At 25.7% G+C, this 19,339-nt stretch carries 20 protein-coding genes; 7 read left to right on the top strand and 13 right to left on the bottom strand.

Annotation, left to right across the window (positions count from 1 at the left end; genetic code table 11):
• Positions 1-14 precede the first annotated feature (14 nt).
• The 9 genes from smc to ACTG44_RS06455 all read right to left on the bottom strand — a co-directional run bounded on the left by smc (position 15) and on the right by ACTG44_RS06455 (position 8,998).
• Positions 15-3,569, bottom strand: coding sequence for a chromosome segregation protein SMC (gene smc / locus ACTG44_RS06495; RefSeq protein ID WP_021383946.1), 3,555 nt, complete (start codon positions 3,567-3,569; stop codon positions 15-17).
• A 27-nt stretch (positions 3,570-3,596) separates the two neighbouring features.
• Positions 3,597-4,667: an elongator complex protein 3 gene (locus tag ACTG44_RS06490; protein WP_021383936.1), complete on the bottom strand. Its 1,071-nt coding sequence runs from the start codon at positions 4,665-4,667 to the stop codon at positions 3,597-3,599.
• Between the two features lie 53 nt (positions 4,668-4,720).
• A complete protein-coding gene (rnc, locus tag ACTG44_RS06485) occupies positions 4,721-5,431 on the bottom strand; it encodes a ribonuclease III (RefSeq protein ID WP_021383953.1) in 711 nt (236 codons plus the stop codon).
• Positions 5,432-5,594: 163 nt separating this feature from the next.
• Entirely contained in the window at positions 5,595-6,050 is a 456-nt protein-coding gene (locus tag ACTG44_RS06480) for a CD1247 N-terminal domain-containing protein (RefSeq protein WP_479921482.1), read from the bottom strand.
• A gap of 91 nt (positions 6,051-6,141) precedes the next feature.
• Positions 6,142-6,699, bottom strand: a complete 558-nt coding sequence (efp, locus tag ACTG44_RS06475) for an elongation factor P (protein ID WP_021383927.1) — start codon at positions 6,697-6,699, stop codon at positions 6,142-6,144.
• 310 nt (positions 6,700-7,009) lie between these two features.
• Positions 7,010-7,540, bottom strand: coding sequence for a hypothetical protein (locus tag ACTG44_RS06470; RefSeq protein WP_021383928.1), 531 nt, complete (start codon positions 7,538-7,540; stop codon positions 7,010-7,012).
• Complete coding sequence (locus tag ACTG44_RS06465) at positions 7,530-7,994, bottom strand: hypothetical protein (protein WP_479918396.1); 465 nt, start codon at positions 7,992-7,994, stop codon at positions 7,530-7,532. Before ACTG44_RS06465 ends, ACTG44_RS06470 begins: the two co-directional genes overlap by 11 nt.
• Positions 7,969-8,652, bottom strand: coding sequence for a hypothetical protein (locus ACTG44_RS06460; protein ID WP_479921481.1), 684 nt, complete (start codon positions 8,650-8,652; stop codon positions 7,969-7,971). The genes ACTG44_RS06465 and ACTG44_RS06460 overlap by 26 nt, the downstream gene beginning before the upstream one ends.
• A complete protein-coding gene (locus ACTG44_RS06455; RefSeq protein ID WP_044213042.1) occupies positions 8,636-8,998 on the bottom strand; it encodes a hypothetical protein in 363 nt (120 codons plus the stop codon). Before ACTG44_RS06455 ends, ACTG44_RS06460 begins: the two co-directional genes overlap by 17 nt.
• A 604-nt stretch (positions 8,999-9,602) precedes the next feature.
• Here ACTG44_RS06455 and ACTG44_RS06450 point away from each other — a divergent pair.
• From ACTG44_RS06450 to ACTG44_RS06430, 5 genes are all read left to right on the top strand, one after another.
• Positions 9,603-10,025, top strand: a complete 423-nt coding sequence (locus ACTG44_RS06450) for a sigma-70 family RNA polymerase sigma factor (RefSeq protein WP_479921480.1) — start codon at positions 9,603-9,605, stop codon at positions 10,023-10,025.
• A 540-nt stretch (positions 10,026-10,565) separates the two neighbouring features.
• Positions 10,566-12,392, top strand: coding sequence for an AIPR family protein (locus tag ACTG44_RS06445; protein ID WP_479921479.1), 1,827 nt, complete (start codon positions 10,566-10,568; stop codon positions 12,390-12,392).
• Between the two features lie 361 nt (positions 12,393-12,753).
• Positions 12,754-12,930, top strand: a complete 177-nt coding sequence (locus ACTG44_RS06440; RefSeq protein WP_479921478.1) for a DNA-directed RNA polymerase — start codon at positions 12,754-12,756, stop codon at positions 12,928-12,930.
• Positions 12,931-13,105: 175 nt separating this feature from the next.
• A complete protein-coding gene (locus ACTG44_RS06435) occupies positions 13,106-13,270 on the top strand; it encodes a hypothetical protein (RefSeq protein WP_479921477.1) in 165 nt (54 codons plus the stop codon).
• Positions 13,271-13,707: 437 nt separating this feature from the next.
• The gene (locus ACTG44_RS06430) at positions 13,708-13,947 is read left to right on the top strand and encodes a DDE-type integrase/transposase/recombinase (protein WP_479921476.1); all 240 of its coding nucleotides are present in this window, start codon (positions 13,708-13,710) and stop codon (positions 13,945-13,947) included.
• A gap of 466 nt (positions 13,948-14,413) precedes the next feature.
• On the opposite strand, the gene ACTG44_RS06425 is transcribed toward ACTG44_RS06430, so the two are convergent.
• The 4 genes from ACTG44_RS06425 to ACTG44_RS06410 all read right to left on the bottom strand — a co-directional run bounded on the left by ACTG44_RS06425 (position 14,414) and on the right by ACTG44_RS06410 (position 17,249).
• The gene (locus ACTG44_RS06425) at positions 14,414-14,923 is read right to left on the bottom strand and encodes a VanZ family protein (RefSeq protein WP_479921475.1); all 510 of its coding nucleotides are present in this window, start codon (positions 14,921-14,923) and stop codon (positions 14,414-14,416) included.
• A 212-nt stretch (positions 14,924-15,135) separates the two neighbouring features.
• Entirely contained in the window at positions 15,136-15,750 is a 615-nt protein-coding gene (locus ACTG44_RS06420; protein ID WP_479921474.1) for a DUF1653 domain-containing protein, read from the bottom strand.
• Between the two features lie 560 nt (positions 15,751-16,310).
• The gene (locus ACTG44_RS06415; RefSeq protein WP_021383949.1) at positions 16,311-16,529 is read right to left on the bottom strand and encodes a hypothetical protein; all 219 of its coding nucleotides are present in this window, start codon (positions 16,527-16,529) and stop codon (positions 16,311-16,313) included.
• 561 nt (positions 16,530-17,090) lie between these two features.
• Complete coding sequence (locus ACTG44_RS06410) at positions 17,091-17,249, bottom strand: type I toxin-antitoxin system toxin (protein WP_169466111.1); 159 nt, start codon at positions 17,247-17,249, stop codon at positions 17,091-17,093.
• A 235-nt stretch (positions 17,250-17,484) separates the two neighbouring features.
• Here ACTG44_RS06410 and ACTG44_RS06405 point away from each other — a divergent pair, with 235 nt between their 5' ends.
• On the top strand, positions 17,485-18,999 hold the full coding sequence (locus ACTG44_RS06405) for a recombinase family protein (protein ID WP_021383947.1): 1,515 nt from the start codon (positions 17,485-17,487) through the stop codon (positions 18,997-18,999).
• Between the two features lie 25 nt (positions 19,000-19,024).
• Complete coding sequence (locus ACTG44_RS06400; protein ID WP_021383999.1) at positions 19,025-19,309, top strand: sigma-70 family RNA polymerase sigma factor; 285 nt, start codon at positions 19,025-19,027, stop codon at positions 19,307-19,309.
• The last annotated feature ends 30 nt before the right edge of the window (positions 19,310-19,339 follow it).

Below are 19,339 nucleotides of genomic sequence, written 5' to 3'. Positions count from 1 at the left end.
TATGTCAATCTAAGTTATATAATATCTGTTATTTCCTGAGCTTCCTTTAATTTTAAACTAATAACTTTTGAAATGGCTTTTTCTTGCATAGTAACTCCATAAATATAGTCAGCAGCTTCCATAGTTCCTCTCCTATGTGTTACTGATATAAATTGTGTTTCTTTAGATAAATCCTTCAAAAACTCTCCAAATCTAAATATATTTGCATCATCAAGTGGCGCTTCAATCTCATCTAATATACAAAATGGTGTTGGTTTTGTAATTAATATAGCAAATAATATACTTATTGCAGTTAAAGCTTTTTCTCCACCAGACAATAGGTTTAGGTTTTTCATTTTTTTACCTGGTGGTTGAGCTGTTATTAGTATATCACTTTCTAATAAATTTTCTTTATCTAAAATAGTTAATTCTCCACAACCTCCACCAAATAATCTCTTATACACATACTTAAAGTTTTTGCTTATTTCTTCAAATTTAATCTCAAATTCAGATTTCATATTTTCTTCTAATGTATGTATAAGTTTTTCTATCTCTTCCATAGATTCTTCTAAGTCTTGTTTTTGTTCACTATAAAAATCATATCTTTCTTTTATTTCTTCATATTCCTTTATAGAATCTATATTTATATTTCCAAGACTTCTTATTTCTCTCTTTAGACTTTCTAAGAATTTTCTATCTATATCTAAATTTTCATTTTTAATTTCCAATGCTTGTACTAGAGTCATCTCATATTGCTCAAATAACTTATTTATATATGTGTCTTGACTAGTTTTTAATCTTTCTAATCTTCCACCAACTTTAAATAAACTTTCTTTAAGTTCTATATGTTGTCTATCTATAGTTTTTAATTCTTTATTGATTTCATCAAAACTATTTTTTAAATCATCTTTAGCTATTTTTCTAGTTTCAAGATTTCTGTTACTATCTCCCAATTGTTTTGTTAGATTTTCTTTTTCTTTTTCTTCAATAGATATAGAGTCTTGTAATTTAACTATTTCTTGTTCTTCATAGTTTAATGATTCTTCTAGTTGTTTGTTTTTTTCTTCTAGCTCACAATTTTCACCAACTATTCTTTCTATATCTCTAACTATACTATTATAAACCTCTCTTTTCTTTACTAAGGTTAAGTTTAATTCATCAAATTGGGATTTTTCTTTATCATATAAATCATTATATTTTTTTATTTCATCATTTAATCTATCAATTTTTTCTTTATTTTGACTGTATATGTTATCTAATTCTTCCATATCTTTTTCAACAATATCACTTTTTTCAAGTGTGTAATTTAAATTGGAGTTCAAATCATTCTTCTCACTCTCTAATTTAGTAATACTACCTTTTAAAGATTCAATTTCAGATTCAATGTTCTTTATACTTGTACTTTTTATTATTATACTTTTTTCTAAATCCTTTATTTTACTTTCATGTAAATCAATTTCATTTTTTATATTTTTTATATCCTTATCTAGAGATTCTCTTTTTAATTCTAAGTCTGAAATCTCAACCTTGATACTATTTATCTTTTCTGTATATTCATTAATGTATCTTTTTCTTGATAATATATTCCCATTAGTTTTTAAGCTTCCTCCAGTCAAAGAACCTCCTGGGTTCAATATCTCACCATCTAAAGTTACTATTTTAAACCTGTGACCAGTTTCTTTTGCAAATTTTATACCTTCATCTATATTATTTATAAGTATTGTTCTTCCAAGTATATTTTCAATTATATTTCTATACTTTTCATCAAATGTAATTAAATCACTTGCTATTCCTATAAACTTAGTATTTGCTTTTAAGTTTCCCAAACTTATTTTATTTGATTTAATTATATTTAATGGAAGAAATGTTACTCTCCCTAAATTATTTTGCTTCAAATAATTTATTGCAGATTTAGCACTAAACTCATCATCAGTTATTATATTCTGCATATAGGCACCCAAAGCTGCTTCTATAGATTTCTCATATTTTTCAGGCACATTTATAATTTGCCCTAGTGCTCCATGAACACCTTTTAAACTTTTATTTTTTAAGACTTCCTTTACTCCTCTATTAAACCCCTCATAATGATTTTCCATGTCTATATAGACATTTAATTTTGAGTTATATCCATTTAGGTTATATTTACTTTTCTGTATTTCATCTTCTAGCTTATTGTGTTCATTAATTGAATCTTTTAAATCTGTTGCTAATTCATTATTTCTATTATTTATATTCTTTAAATTTTCATTTTGCATATTGAATTCTTTATTTATATTATCTAATTCAAAAGACTTTATTTCAATACTCTTATTTAATTCTGCTATTTCTGAGCTTATGTTTTCATCTCTTATATTCATATTTTCCTTATTTGCATTTAAGGTAGATAGCTTATTACTAAATTCTTGCTTCTTATTTAATATATCTATTATACTTTCTTTCAATAATTCTATATCATTATTTAAAGATTCTAATTTCACTTTTTGTTTATCTTTATTAGATTCCAATATTTTTATATTTTCTTGCAAAATAGATAGTTCTTCACTACCTGATGACTTATTGCTTTCTAACTCTTTTATGTATTGCTTATTTTCATTTAGTTTTTCTTTTATATCATTTATTTCTGAATTTTTTCTATGAATTTCATTTGTAAAATTTCTTATTCTTTCTTTAATTAAATTTATCTGAGATTCTTTTTTTGATATAACCCCTTTAATTGAGTTTATATAGTCTACAGACTTTTCAATTACATCTTGTAATACATCTATCTCTTTATTGATATCCTCTTGCTTTTTCTCTACAATACTTTTTTGTTCTTCTTTTTCATTAAGTTCTTTTTCAATAACGTTTCTATGCTCATTAACCTCACTTAATTCTTTTTCTGTTCCTTCAATTTCTCTTATAAAGCTATTTACTTCTAGTATCTTCAACTTCTCACTTATTTCCAAATACTTTTTTGCTTTTGTCTGTTGATTAAAAAGAGGTTTTAATTGATTTTCAATTTCTATATATACATCATCTATTCTTTCTAAGTTCTCCTTTGTATTACTTAAATTTCTTTCTGCTTCCTGCTTTTTATATCTATACTTTGATATACCACAGGCTTCATCAAAAACTTTCCTTCTACTTAAAGGATTGTTACTTAATATTTCGTCTACTTTTCCTTGTTCTATGATTGAATAACCATCTTTTCCAATACCAGTATCTAAAAAGACTTCTTTTATATCTTTTAATCTACAACTCTTATTATTTAGAAAAAACTCACTTTCACCATTTCTGTAAGCTCTTCTTCTTATAGTTACTTCTGTAAAATCTAATTCCAATTGATTCTCAGAATTATCAATAGTAAGAGCCACTTCACAGTAATTCATAGGTTTTTTTGTATCTGTACCCGCAAATATTACATCTTCGAGTTTATCTCCTCTAAGACTCTTAATACTCTGTTCTCCTAATACCCATCTTACAGCATCAGATATATTACTTTTCCCACTTCCATTTGGCCCTACTATAGCTGTTATTCCTTCTTTAAAAATAATATCTGTTTTCACTGGAAAGGATTTAAATCCCTTTAACTCTAGTCTCTTTAAATACAAATCGTTTCTCTCCCTTCATCGTTAAAACTAAAGGTCATAAATGTCATACAATTTTCTATGAATGTCTATCATATTAGCAATAATTAAACTTTTTCCATCTAACACAATTTCTAATTGATTTATATCTAAATCTGATTCTTGTGTTTTTAAAATCACACCAAATTTTTCTTTCATATACTTCACATTTGTTTTTTTATTTCCTATTATTTTAGAAATATTCTTTTTATTAGATTTCACCAACATTTGTTTTACATCTTTATTTTGTAAAATAATAAATTTTAAATAATCTTTTATCATATCAGCTTCTACTAATTCCCTAAATGCAGGATGATATGGTCCTGATAAAACAGCTTTTCCAATTTGTATATCATCAGTAGCTTGAAGTCCAACTCTTATTACATTTATATTATTAACATAAAACAGTACAAGAACTTTTTTTACTATACTTATACTTTCATCAAGAGTAAATGGACTATACTCATTTTGCTCCATCAATTTTTCAAGCCCTGTATCTTTTACTACTAAAGTTGGATAAACTCTAACACAATCTGGTTTTAGCTCTACAAATTTTTTTGCCGTAAATATACATTTTTCTTCTGTATCAGCTGGGAGACCAATCATCATCTGCAATCCAAGTTTAATTCCACTATTTTTTATCATTTTTGAACTCTTGTATACAACTTCTGCTTGATGACCTCTTACACTCTCTAATAATACTTTTTCATCTAAAGATTGTACTCCAAGTTCAATTATGCTTGTCTTATAGTCTTTCAACATACTTAGTATCTCTTCATTAATGCAGTCTGGTCTTGTAGACATTCTAATATCTTTTACAATACCTTTTTCTACATATTCTTTGGCAACCGATAACAAACTTTTTTGTATATCAATATCTATAGCAGTAAAGCTACCACCAAAAAATGCTATTTCTACATCAGCATCTTTATCTATGGTCTCTAAACATTCTTCAATTATTTTTCTTGCATCTTCACTTGTAACATCGGTACTCACACCTGTTATTTTTTTTTGATTACAAAAAATACAATCATGAGGACACCCTTTGTGAGGAACAAATATAGGTATAATTCTCTTTTTCATCTACAACATCCTTCTAATATAAATATTTCTTTTTATATTTTTACATATTACATTTATTTTTCCCATAATTTTTTCTTTAAAGCCACTTTAGCGGCTAATTGTTCAGCTTCCTTTTTACTCTTACCTTCTCCTATACCCAATACATCTTCATTAATTCCAACTTCCATCACAAATCTTTTATTATGGTCTGGCCCTTTTTCTTCTATAAGTCTGTACCAGATATTATTTTCACCATTTCCTTGTAATACTTCTTGAAGATGTGTTTTATAGTCTCTAAATATATTTCCTTTTCTTGAGTCATAAATTATATTTTCCATATAATTTAGTATAAATTGTCTTGCACTTTCAAAACCTCCATCAAGATATATAGCAGCTATTACAGCTTCAAATGCATCTGCTAATATTGAAGTTCTGTGTCTGCCTCCAGTTGCTTCTTCTCCTCTACCTAATAACATGTGAACACCTAAATTTATATCATTAGCTACTTCACTTAATGAATCTTCACAAACTATATTTGCTCTAAGTTTAGTCAGTTCCCCTTCGGGCAGATTAGTTTCTTCATTGAATAAATAATCACTTATCACTATACCTAAAACCGAATCCCCTAAAAACTCTAATCTTTCGTTAAAATTATATTTTTTATTTTCATTAGAATATGAACTATGAGTAAGAGCTTCTAATATATATTCTTTATTTTTAAACTTATAATTTATAACATTTTCAAATCTTTGTATATTATCTAGTAATTTTTTACTTATTTTCATAACTACATCCCTCCAAAATCCTATTCTATAAATTCTAGTGTACTATTTTTGTCCAAGTATTGCAAAACCAAAATACATAATACCCTTCCTCATAAAAATAAAACTACCTATGAAACAAAATTATCTCATAGGCATCATAGGCAGTTTTATTTCTTATGAATTTTTACTCTCTATCATCACAACTTGAACAACCACCACATGTACAATCATCATCACAATCATCTTCTGATGATAATATTACAGCCTTACAATCAGGACAAACAACATCTACTTCATCATCATATAACAAATCTTCGTCTATTTCTACTAACTCTCCACAATTTGGGCATTCCATTTCTATATAGCTGAAGTCCTCATCGTCATCTTCTTCATCTTCTTCATAAAGATCATCTTCCATGTCAGCGATTTCTTCTTCTAAATCTGCTAAATCTTCATCAATAGATTCAACAAAATCTTGAAGTTCTTCTTGCTCTTCATCCAATGTTACAATAGCATCTGCAAACACTTCTAATGCATCAACTATTTTATGTATCATTTTCCCTTCTTTGCTTTCAGCACTAATTTCTAGTCCTTCTGCTAGGCCTTTTAAGTATGCAACTTCTTCATATAAATGTTTCATGTAACACCCCTCGCTTTCTTTTTTATATATAAACTAAAAGCTCATATATCTTATATTATTAAGACATATAAGCTTTTATATACATAAATTTTTATACTCTTGATAAATATTCACCTGTTCTAGTATCTATCTTTACTTTATCTCCAGTATTTATAAATAATGGCACTTGAACAACTGCTCCAGTTTCAACTGTAGCTGCTTTAGTTACATTACTAGCTGTATCACCTTTTATACCTGGCTCTGTATCTGTAACTTCTAGCTCTGCAAAGTTTGGAGCTTCCACTTGGAATGGTTGCCCTTGATAAAATCTTATTGTAGCAACTTCATTTTCTTTTAAGAACTTAATTGCTTCTTCAACTTGCTCATAGTTTAATGGTATTTGTTCAAAATTTTCTTGGTCCATAAAATAATATAACTCACCATCATTGTATAGATATTGCATTTGTCTTGTATCTATAACAGCTTTAGGGAATTTTTCACTTGGATTGAAACTTTCTTCTCTTATAGCTCCTGTTTTTAAGTTTCTGTATTTAGTTCTAACGAAAGCAGCTCCTTTACCTGGCTTAACGTGTTGAAAATCAACTACTAAACATGGTTGTCCATCTTTTTCAAATGTAACACCTTTTCTAAAATCACCTGCTGATACCATTTCTTGTTCCTCCATATTAAAATAAATTTCTTATTTTTTAGTAAATTTTACATTACTATGCCTTTAAAATTATATCTCTTACTTGAATTCTGTCAAGTCAGGATTACAAATTTTTACTAATATCATAATATCATAAGTTATACAATATAAACAAGTATTTGGCAAATTACTTATTCTATATTTTTATTATTCTCCTCTACAATCTTAGTCTATACATTTTATATATTAATATTATTCAGTTATATAGTTCTCAATAATTATGTTTTATATGATTTGTTAATGTTGTTTATTTTTCTTAAGCCTATGTGTTTTATATGTTTTGACTAAAATTCCATACTTTTATTTTGAATTTAGTTTCATAGTTTTGGCTACGTTTTGATAACTTCAATTTTATATTAACATATTGTCCATTATTAGACATTGACACATACATTTCGTCTACATAATCTCCAATCTCATAACCACCAGCTTGACTACTTTCACCATTTAAAGAATTTACAAACAACTTATTTCGTCTTTCATTTAATATAATTTCTTTGTTACTTATATATTCTTCATTATTAGTTATACTTTCGTCTACATACCTACATTTTATAGATGTTGTCCTTTTAAAACCTTCTTCGTCATTAGATAGATTTATTATTCCCATAGAATTACTAATAATTCCTTCCATAGATTTTACAATTTCAAGGCTTTGTTGTTGCAACTCTATCTTATCTTCTATTTTAAGTTTCAAGTTTATTGTAAGTACAAATATAGAATGTAGAACCATTATCAATATTACAATTGAAGTTAATGATACTACACTTTCTAAAAGTAAGTATCCATCTTTATGTTTCATATTTTCCCTCTTTCAGAAGTACTCTTCCACTTACAGGTGTTATTGTTATAGTTTTTCTTAGTCTATTATTATATATCTCTATTGTAGATGCTTTTTGAGGCGAGCCATCAGATTTAAACTTTATTATATCAATACTTCTTGCTATTTTTACACTTTTAGGTAGTACTATAGATTTAATATTTTTACCATCTTTTCTCAATACATATCCTTCATGTTTATCTTGATTTACAATATATATATATGTATTGTAATTGCTAAACATATTAGTTCTCCTAACATATCTTATATCTGAACAAAGTTGACGTGCAAATAAATTTATTTTTTGATTTTCAAGATTATCTTTTGGAAAAGATAATGTAGCTATCAATAGTATTATACTAATAGATACTACTAATTCTATTACAGTCACATTCCTTCTTTTTTCAAAGTTATACACCTCTATACTTATATACATATACTAAATTTTTTTCATCAAAGCTCTTTTTTATATTTTCAATTATATTCTGTTTAATCTCTTCTTCTATAGATTCATCAAGTTCTTGATTACTTGTGCTTTCACTCTCAGCTTCAAATTCATTTAAAATTTCATTTTCTTCAAATGACTCATATTCATTAAATACCTCAATATTGGATTCATCCATATAATCTTCAATGTCAATCCCTACCCATGGATTTTTAATTTTCACCCTCACTTTTATAACTTTTAAAAAATCTTTTTCTCTAACTGAACTTGTTATATCCAATTCAAAAAAATCGCCTTTATCATATATAGTATTATTCTCTACTTTTAAAGAAACGTCTTCTAGGTTGCTATGGGAGGTGTCTTTTATTTTTTTTATACAATTAATCATATTATTTCCTAAGAAATATGTTCTAAATTCATCTTCACTATTTGATATATTAATGGCTTCCTCCACACAAGAAAATACATTACTTATTGATATTTCTATCCCACTTAAAGAAGTTTCTTTTAGCTGAATGTCCTTGTATTCTAACTCAAATATGTTATTATGTGTGTAAATTAGACCTATAGTCATAATACATACAGTACTTATAATAGAAAATATTATCAATGTCATTATTAATATAGAGCCTTTATTGTTTAGTAACATAACTATTAAACCTCAATTTTTTAAAATTACTTTTTATTTCTATATTTATTTCATAACATTGATAGTAATCTAAAATTTGTTTTGCTGTACTGACAACTTCATATCCATTTATGTAGTTTCTATTTGTTTCATTCTCAATCAAATCATATTTACTACTTTTTATTTTATACTTCTCCTCTTCCATATATTTTTTTGCAATGATTAACATTTCTCTATCAGATGAATTTCTACAGACAAAACTATAACAACTATATAAAGATGTTGACACTAAATAAACCGTCACATATAATATAGCAATGCTTATTATACATTCAATTGATATAAAACCCTTATTTCTTGTTTTCAATAATAAAAACCTCTCAGTAATATTTTATATAGAAATTTAACTGTAAATTTTCTTCATAAATATCTTTTATAAAGTTTTTCCATTTCCCTCTAAAGCTATCTAAGTCCATATACAAAAGCACTTATCCCTTGATTTATTAACATATCAATGTTTCTTTAATTGAACATAAACTGTCTGCCATAACTCTACAAGCACCTCCACAACCTAATATCATCACTTTCTTATTTGTTAAATCAAAACCATTTTCAATTACAGATTAACTCTATTCCATCATTACTATATCCCTTTAGTACACCACCTTAATTTTTAATAGTATTAACTACTCCTGCTAACCTCACTTTGTAATCTCATCTTCCTTTATATTTATTGACATCCAAATTTCAATTTATACTAAATAAATTAATAATTCCTTCGCCTTGTTTCATATATATATAACAAAATTTTAAATTTATGTTATCATTTTTCATGTTATATTACGGTCAAAAGTTTGTAAATATATGTTTTAAATTCTAAAAGTATGCACATTATTTTATTAGATAACAGTCAACTTGGATAAGTCTCCTTCATATAATTTAAAGTGACCGTTGAAAAGGGGGGTGACCTATTGGCAGCTCTTAAATCTTTTGAAAAACCCTTAACCCCTGAAGAAGAGATTGAGTATTTAACTAAATTTAAAATAGAAAACGATAAAAGTGCAAAAGATACATTGATTGAAAGAAACATGAGATTAGTAGCTTATATAGCAAAAAAATATAATAATTCGACGGAAGACCAAGATGATTTAATATCCATAGGTACAATAGGATTAATAAAAGCTATAGAAACTTATAATATAGATAAAGGAACTCGATTAGCAACATATGCTTCTAGATGTATTGAAAATGAGATTTTAATGAATATTAGATCTAACAAAAAAAATAAAACTCAAGTATCTCTACAAGACCCTATCGGAACAGATAAAGAAGGTAATGAAATAAATACTACTTTTTATCTATATTTCTCTACTGTACAAAATAACATTCTATAAGAATACTTTTCTTAATTCTCTCAAGCTAAAAGACATATCAATAGCATTGTTAGGCATAAAAATCTATCTAATATCAGCTAATTTTTTAGTCATTACTTTCCTACTATATAATACCAAAACTATACTCTCAAATAAATTGTTACACATATATCAAAAATTTTTTTTATATTAAATTTTTAAATATTATGTTTTTTATAGTTATAGCCTAAAGGTTATCCTATCTGTTTTTTATAAAATACTTATATTGGTAAGTTATTTAATAGCGTTGATATTGTTATTTTATCCAAAACATCCTTTTTACAATATTTTTTTAGTTCTTGTATAAACTTTAATCTAATATTTAGAGATTAATTTAACCTATTGATTTATAATATATTGAATATATTATAAATCAAAATAATATTCATTTGATAAATTTATACAATTATGATATTTATATTTAGTCATTCTTTTAATATATAAATATATAACCATTTTTAGTCGATTTATGCTATAATTTATAAAAGTAGAATATAGGAATAAATTGAAAGGAGTATTATTATGTCTAAAACAACAATTATAGCTCACCCAGTAATAAAATCCTACATAGACAATTTTGTTGCAGAACATGAGATATCTAAATCTAAAGCAAAAGATCAGCACACTATTTTCGAACAATATATTAATGACTTAGTTTTATCCATTTATTCTAATGACCCAAGTGTAACTTATCAAGATATGGATACTGATACAGCTTTTGGTATAGATGGTATAGCTATATTCGTCTCAGATCGTGTTGTAACAAGTATTGAAGATGTTAATTCTATTATAGATGAAATCAGGAAATTCGAAGTTAGTTTCTTCTTTACTCAATCAAAGACATCTGACAAATTTAATCGCCAAGATATTTCAGATTTTTTTACAGGTGTTAGACGTTTTTTCAACTTTGATAAATGTGAAATACCAGAACTACGTACACATTGGGAAGTGGCAAAATATATTTATTCAAAAGGTGCAAGATTTAAAAAGCAGCCTAGTTTAAACATGAAATTCATATGCTTATCTCCCAAAGAAATAGATTTAGATGATATACATATGAAATCTGAAATAGATTTGGGCATTACTGATTTAAACGATATGAGCTTATTCAATGAAGTAAAAACCCCTGAGTTTCTAGGTATTAAGGATATAATGTCTTTGCATGAAAAAAATACTTCAGGGTTAGAAGTATCAATTACATTAACTAAACAACCTGTACCATATCCTAAAGATATTCATAATAGAATAAAAAATGGATATTATGGGCTGATTAAATTAGAAGAGTTTATTAGTTTATTGACTGATGAAGTTAATAATGAAAGAATTTTAAGAAAAGGTATCTTTAATGATAATATACGTTATTATCTAGGATCTTCTGAAAAAGTAGAAGTCAATGCTTCCATGAAAAAACAATTATTGGGTAATGAAAATTATTTATTTGGTTTATTAAATAATGGCATAACAATTATTGCAGATAATATTTTTTTAAGCTCTGAAGATCTAACATTGACTAATTACCAAATAGTTAATGGTTGTCAAACAAGTAATGTAATTTTTGAATGTTTAAATTCTATAAACAACAATACCAATGATATTTATATTCCTATTAGATTGATTTCTACAGAAGATGAGGATACAAAACATGCTATTATAAAAGCTACTAATAGTCAAACCCAATTAAAACCAGAACAACTGGTAGCTCTATCTTCTATTCAAAAAGCTATTGAACAATACTATAATACTAAAACAAGAAGTTCAACTTGTCCTCTTTATTATGAACGAAGAACAGAACAATACAGAGATGAAAATATTGCTAAAACAAAAATTATTAATATTCCTTTTCAAATAAAAGCAACATCTGCACTATTTTTTGATTTACCTCATGAAGTCTCTGGACAATATGGTAAAGTTGTAAAACAGACTGGAGATTTATTATTTAAAGATAACCATCTATCTTTCTTAAATTCTTATTATGTAAGTGGTCTTGCTTGGTATAAAGTGGAACGATTTGTACTTAATAATGATGATGGGAAAAAATATAGACGTGCTAGATGGCATATTATTATGCTTTTAAAATACCTTTGTTGCCCTCATGATAAAATAAATCTTTCTATTGACAAACAATCTGAAGAAAATAGTTTGAGAATTGAAAAAATATTATTGGATGACGAAAAAACAAACGCTATATTGAAAAAAGCTATAGAAATTATTGAACTAAGTTTAAGTCAAAAAGAAGATATAGAAGAAATTCTTGCTGACAGAAAAACTTTTGAAAGAAAAGATACCACAACTATTATTATTGAGTATGTAAAAAAATATGTTACTGAAAAAAATACCCTTAAGGTTTGATTTTTAAGACGTTTCTATAAAAGAAGCGTCTCTTTTAGATTTGATCACTCTCAAAAAATAAACTAATTATTGGATAATATCAAGTTTAGAACAAAATTAAAATACTATTACAAATAAATGTCAACCATTTTCATTTGTTATATACTTTTTCTGTACATTTAAATATTATTACTATAAAATCTTTTAGTTTATGTCATAAAATACTTTTTTCTGTAAATATTATATATAAACTTTATTTTTTTAATAAAATACATTATAATAAAGAATAAGACTAAATTGATAAAGCTTTAACAATTATTATTTTCAGAAAAATCGTTTTATTTGATTTATTAAGAATAATCAGTTATGGAGGAATTAAAATATGAGTGTAATCGTTTTATGTAGTTGTTGTGGAAAAGAAATAGATGAATATAGAAATAAATATATAACTTATTATGAAAAAAATACCAATACAGAAATCAAGGTTTGTATTAATTGTGCTTTAGATTTATTAGAACAAACAAAAGAAAATCAAGAATTAAATATTCAAAATTTTTAAGATACAATACATATGTGATAATTTATGAAAGCACCTATATATGGTATGCTCCCTTTATAGTAGACACTTTTAAAAAGCAACCTATAATGATGCTAAAGATCAAGATTATAAGGATGGGGGGATCTATATAAAAAAATAATAAATATAGTGAGAATTAAAATTAAAAGTTGTAGATATGTATATAAATGAAGCTCTAAGTTATCTTAATGTAGCTGAAAATTTACATATAAAGAATAAAACACAAATTATCAGATGGGTAACAGTATACAGAAATAAAGGTGAATACATATTTGCTAAAGAAACTCATGGAAAATCTAAAACCCCTAGAAAAGGCAAATAAAAAATCAAATTTAAATCTATAGAAGAAAAACTAGAATATTTACGTATGGAAAATGAATTTTCAAAAAGATTAAATGTCCTATCGAACAAGTAAAAGTAACTGATAAATTTACTGTAATTAAGTATATGACTTACAAATATACAGCATCTGGACTTTGTAAATTAACAGACATTTCACTAAGTGGTTATTATAAATGACTAAAAAGCTTCAATAAACTTACTGATAGGGACATCCAAGATAATGTTATTAAAAAGTATATCATTGATATACATAAAAAATATCGTAGTATCTACAGTAGAAAAAGAATTTGTATATATCTAAACAATATACTTGATTACTCAAAAAATCATAAACGAATATACAGGTCAATGAAATAGTTAGGAATTCAATCTGTTATTAGAAAAAAATTTATACCTTCTAAAGTAGTAGACAATATATTGAATAGAAATTTTAATTCAAATAAACCACTAGAAAAAATTTATATGGATATAACTTATATTCCCGTTGGTAACAAATTTTTATATCTAAATGTTGCTAAAGATTTATTTAGTGGAGAGATTATAGTATACAATATAAGTACTAGAAATGACACTATATTAGTCGAAAATACATTAAAACAAGTTATTAAAATGAATTTAGAGAAAAACTGTATTTTACATATAGATCAAGGATTTTAACATACTTGTAGACAATATTGTGCAACTCTTAAAATAAATAGAATAAAACAATCTATGTGGCGTAGAAGCAATTGTTGAGATAATGCCCCTATTGAGAGTTTTTTCAATCATTTAAAATCAGAATTAATCTATTTAATTGATACAAATAATCCAAATTAGATTGTTAAACTGATAGATGATTATATTATTTCTACAATAATGAACATATTCAAATAAAAAATGACATGAGCCCAGTTTAATATCGTATTCATGCCATTTAAGGTATTTTTTTAAGTGTCTACTTGACAGGGACATATCTATAATTAGGTGCTTTTTATGTATAAGTAAATTCACATGTCTTTAAGGCAAATATAAGTGTTGAATGTAATACTAGAAACAATAAAAAAGTAGATAGTATTGTTGCTAAAGTACAACTATTATTCAAGATTAATTATATCCTCATTAATGATATACACTTTACTTCCGTCTATAAGTTTGTAATAATAATCAGTCCCAAAAATAATATCACAATAATTGTCACAATCAAAGCTAATACATTGATAATTTTTATTGTCTTGTTCTTAAATATTTTTGATAATAAAACAAAAATTGCTATTCCTATTATTCCCCCTAATGTATTTCCTAACAAATCAGTTATATCACTTGCACCTATTGCAAATATATATTGAAGTGTTTCAAAAATTAAACTTGCTAAAAAAATAGGTACAACCTTTTTCAGAAAGCTCCACTCTTCTTTTAGCATACACAAATATATTCCAAATGGCATAAATACAACTACGTTTAATATAATCTCTGATGTATCAACTTTATTATTAACTACAAGTGAGCCAGCAAAAGGTACTAAGTTTATATTTCTAAGATTCATGGCTTCAAGTGATGCAATATCAAATTGCATCTTAAATAGTATTATCCATGTCAAAATGATTATATATACTATAAACAATACTTTTGTAATATTAGATTCCCTCGTTTTCATTCATTGCCTCCTTACTATACCATTGTATTATGTTCTTAATACAATAGTATAGCAATACAATTTATCTGTCAACTATTTCTTATAAAATTACATAAATCTTTATTCACTATTTAATATATAAAATTTATTCTTTACTTTGTCAACATGCACTTTATTTATTATTTAAAATTCTATTTTTACAGTATAGACCTTAGTAGAAATTTCATAGTTAGCTACTCAAACTCCTCAAATCTATATTCTTGTGCTGTATTAAGATACTTTTCTTTATCTACTTTAGAGAGAAATATATCTATGGGTCTTGCAAATGCTCCTGTTCCATTGTATAAAGATTTGTAAATTACTAGCTTTTCACAGTCTATTTCTTTTTGATGATAGAAGTTTCCATCCGAGTCTTTATATATAACCACAATATCATTAGTTTCAGTATGAACTGCATTAAAACCATTTTCTACTACTAAATAATAACTATCAAATTCAAACAATGATTTATTAAGTTCAAAATAAGCAACAGGTTTACTAATTCCTATAGTTACATAAAATCCACCTTTGAAATGCTTATATATATATGGATATTTTAATTTTCTTTCCTTAGATTCTTTTATATCTAAATCTTTAACCATTATATCTATAGTATTGTATATGTTAAAAGTCTTAATATCTTTATACAAACAACTATTATTATTTAAATCATAGTTGTTTGTATAAAATTCACAATCACCACAATTTAGATTCTTTTCTTCTCTTGATTTTTTCGTAAAATTATTGCAATGTTTTTCCATCTTAGATAAAACTCTATGTAATTCTAATAATAACTCATTTTTAACCACTACTTAAATCCTCCTAATTTACACATTTCATATTTATATTATTTTTTAAATTAGTATCTTTATAATTTTAATTATTCCATCGACTCTTATATAAAACTCTTTTCCTATTTAAATAATATATTTACTTATTGACTATAATTTTATTTGTTACTATAAATGTAATAAATGCTATCAGTAAAATTTTTCTCACAGCTAGAGCATATATATCCAATATTTATGGTAAACAATATACAACCTCAATTCTTTGCATATTACAACTGTCATGATTCAACTTCTATAATACATCTTACATAAGCTTTTTACACTTCAAGTTTTCTTCAAGTTTTATTACGATTATTAAATCTTCTACATATTTCATAATTTGATATTAACTATAGCTCATAAATTCTTTTATAATTAGAAATTTAATGTTCTTTTTGTTTTTCTAAAATAAAAATTATTTTATGCCTCTTTATTTTTCACAGTATATAAATTTCGTAAAATAACTACCTAGTTGTTAAAAAACACTTGTCCAACTTTGTGGTAAAGAAGTGCTAAATATTAGCAACTTCTATACTTTTTTAACATTCTGCTGTTTCAGCTTTTTTCATTGATATATTAATAGCTACTTCTTTGGCTACAGCATCAAAGTCTTCCCATCTTCTTTTATTCTCTTCATTAGAAATGCGTGGATATATTATATAGACTTCTGTACTTTGATTAGCTATAATTTTTTCATCATACTCTATATCCTTTTCTGTATCATATTTAAATGGTTTAAATTGTTGTAGTACTTTCACAATATCACCCCTTGTTATAAAATATGAGCTCATATACTTGTCTTATACTCAATATAAACCTTGTTTTTAGAATTTTAATTTGTCATGTATTTACCTAGATTGCTTTAAATTTTACTGTTATTCTTTTTCATACTTTTGGTATACCAAAGACAAGGTGTATAGATTTAGACAAGGTTGATATTTTATACAAATACAGGTGTATCATATAATTTAGAAATAAGATTTTAAGATTGGAAATACAGTACTATTAATAATTAAAAATAAGAAAACTAATGGAAGGTATATTACACTTAAAATATATTATTAGAATAATTCTAAATATATTAAACAAATGTGGAAGAAATATTATAGGATTGCCAATTTATTTTAGAAAATAGATAAATTTTAATTTAATAATCACTTGATTATAAAATCAAAAAACATAACAAAATTATATACACATTTACTATGTAGTAAAATTATTATTTTTGAATATTTATATCAATTTGTGATATAATAAAAGCAAGAAGAACTACAATCTATGTGGTGTAGAGTGAAGTTCATGATTAAAAAACTAGAAAATTATTTAAACTTATGGAATTTGATTTTAAAGTCAAATTCCCAACCACTCTTAGTGCCAGCTTTGAGTGGTTTTTTACGTTTTCTAAATAACTTACTTATTAAGTAAACTATATAGCTAGCCAAAATACTGGCTAATATACTTAGTAAAAAATTATCCATACATAATCACCTCCCTTCTTAAAATTGGGAGGATAATCCTTTGTTTGTATGAACTCCACTCTTAGATTATAGGTTACAACTTCTTGCTAGAATTATTATAACATATTCTGGTAATTTATATAATTAAAAACACTTGTTTAATATGGTTGTAATAACATACTTATAAGTATTTATAAAACAATTATATTACTCAGTTATAACTAATATAATATATTCAAGGAGTGTGATTACTTATATGAATGTTGCTATCTACTTAAGAAAATCTCGTGCTGATGAAGAAGCAGAAAAACAAGGAGAATTCGAAACTCTAAGCAGACATAAATCAACTCTATTAAAAATAGCAAAAGACCAAAATCTAAATGTAATTGAAATAAAGGAAGAACTAGTATCTGGAGAAAGTATAATACATAGACCCAAAATGATTGAACTTCTAAAGGAAGTTGAAGAAAATAAATACGATTCAGTATTAGTAATGGATTTGGACAGACTCGGTCGTGGAGATATGAAAGACCAAGGTATAATTTTAGAAACTTTCAAGGAAAGTAAGACTAAAATTATAACACCTAGAAAAACATATGACTTAACAGATGAATTTGATGAAGAATATTCAGAATTTGAAGCATTTATGGCAAGAAAAGAATTAAAACTTATCTCAAGAAGAATGCAAAGAGGAAGAATAAAATCAGTTGAGGAAGGAAATTTCATAGGTACTTCTGCTCCATTTGGATATGATGCTGTAACTACAGGTAGAAAAGAAAGAATTCTTGTACCAAATAAGGATGCTGATGTGGTTAGAATTATTTTTGATTTATATATTAATGAGGATATGGGTTGCAGTAAAATATCTAAACATCTAAATAACCTAGGGATTAAAACCTCTACAGGTGCTAATTGGTATAACTCTGCAATAACAAATATAATAAAAAATAAAGTTTATTGTGGTTATATTCAGTGGCAAAAGAAAGACTATAAAAAATCTAAAAATCCAAATAAAATAAAAACTGTTAAATTAAGACCTAAAGATGAATGGATTGAAGCAAAGGGTAAGCATGAACCTCTAGTAAGTGAATCAGTTTGGAAAAAAGCTCAGAATATCCTTAACAAAAATGGCCATGTAAGTTATGGTAATCAAATAAAAAATCCACTTGCAGGAATAGTAATATGTAAAAACTGTGGTAGACCTCTAGTATATAGACCATATACGGACCACGATTATATAATTTGTTATCACCCTGGTTGTAATAAGAGCTCTCGCTTTGAATTTGTTGAATCTGCTATTTTAAAGTCATTAGAAGATGCAGTGAAAAAATACCAACTAAGAATGTCTGATATAGATTTAAAGGAAAATAATGCAGATAATAATATAGAATTTCAAAAACGAGTATTAAAAGGCTTAGAAACTGAATTAAAAGAATTAGGGAAGCAAAAAAATAAGTTGTATGATTTGTTGGAGCGTGGTATATATGATGAAGATACATTTATTAAAAGGTCTAATAATATAGACTCAAGAACTGAAGAAATTATAATCTCAATAGACACGCTAAAAAATAAATTAAATACAGTTAAAAAAGATACTGCAAAAATAATAAACGATATTAAAACAGTACTATCTCTTTATCATGACTCAGATTCTCTTGGAAAAAATAAACTTTTGAAATCTGTTATTGATAGAGCTATTTATTACAAATCTAAAGAGCAAAAACTAGATTCCTTTGAGTTAACAGTCCACTTGAAATTATATGAAAGTTAGTAATATCAATAACATATAAAGCGTAGTGTGTAATGAAATAAGTCTTTTAGATATACTTGGTACAGAAGCTAACCATGTTCTTGATGAAGTTGAGCTAAAAGTTCAAGTCGGAAAACTTTATGAGCAACTAAACAAAATTCTTACTCCTAGAGAAAGAGAAATTGTCCAGTTAAGATATGGGTTAACTCCTTATGGGTATAAAACTCAAAGAGAAATTGCACAAAAACTCGATATATCGAGGTCATATGTATCTAGAATCGAAAAAAAAGCTCTTAAAAAACTAGAAAAAGAGCTTGTTCAGGAAAGTTAATATTATAATTTTTAAAAGGATATATCGTAA

This window comes from Clostridioides sp. LIBA-2809 (genome assembly GCF_056688965.1).
The sequence above is the reverse complement of the archived record's forward strand: the minus strand, read 5'-3'. Positions and strand labels throughout refer to the sequence as shown.

Excerpts from the sequence above, each read along its gene's own strand:
- ACTG44_RS06425 (WP_479921475.1), bottom strand. The coding sequence starts at position 14,923 with ATGAAAACGAGGGAATCTAATATTACAAAAGTATTGTTTATAGTATAT.
- ACTG44_RS06460 (WP_479921481.1), bottom strand. The coding sequence starts at position 8,652 with ATGTTACTAAACAATAAAGGCTCTATATTAATAATGACATTGATAATA.
- efp (WP_021383927.1), bottom strand. The coding sequence starts at position 6,699 with ATGGTATCAGCAGGTGATTTTAGAAAAGGTGTTACATTTGAAAAAGAT.
- ACTG44_RS06490 (WP_021383936.1), bottom strand. The coding sequence starts at position 4,667 with ATGAAAAAGAGAATTATACCTATATTTGTTCCTCACAAAGGGTGTCCT.
- ACTG44_RS06445 (WP_479921479.1), top strand. The coding sequence starts at position 10,566 with ATGTCTAAAACAACAATTATAGCTCACCCAGTAATAAAATCCTACATA.
- rnc (WP_021383953.1), bottom strand. The coding sequence starts at position 5,431 with ATGAAAATAAGTAAAAAATTACTAGATAATATACAAAGATTTGAAAAT.
- ACTG44_RS06435 (WP_479921477.1), top strand. The coding sequence starts at position 13,106 with ATGTATATAAATGAAGCTCTAAGTTATCTTAATGTAGCTGAAAATTTA.
- ACTG44_RS06440 (WP_479921478.1), top strand. The coding sequence starts at position 12,754 with ATGAGTGTAATCGTTTTATGTAGTTGTTGTGGAAAAGAAATAGATGAA.
- ACTG44_RS06480 (WP_479921482.1), bottom strand. The coding sequence starts at position 6,050 with ATGAAACATTTATATGAAGAAGTTGCATACTTAAAAGGCCTAGCAGAA.
- ACTG44_RS06410 (WP_169466111.1), bottom strand. The coding sequence starts at position 17,249 with ATGGATAATTTTTTACTAAGTATATTAGCCAGTATTTTGGCTAGCTAT.
- ACTG44_RS06465 (WP_479918396.1), bottom strand. The coding sequence starts at position 7,994 with ATGTATATAAGTATAGAGGTGTATAACTTTGAAAAAAGAAGGAATGTG.
- ACTG44_RS06470 (WP_021383928.1), bottom strand. The coding sequence starts at position 7,540 with ATGAAACATAAAGATGGATACTTACTTTTAGAAAGTGTAGTATCATTA.
- ACTG44_RS06405 (WP_021383947.1), top strand. The coding sequence starts at position 17,485 with ATGAATGTTGCTATCTACTTAAGAAAATCTCGTGCTGATGAAGAAGCA.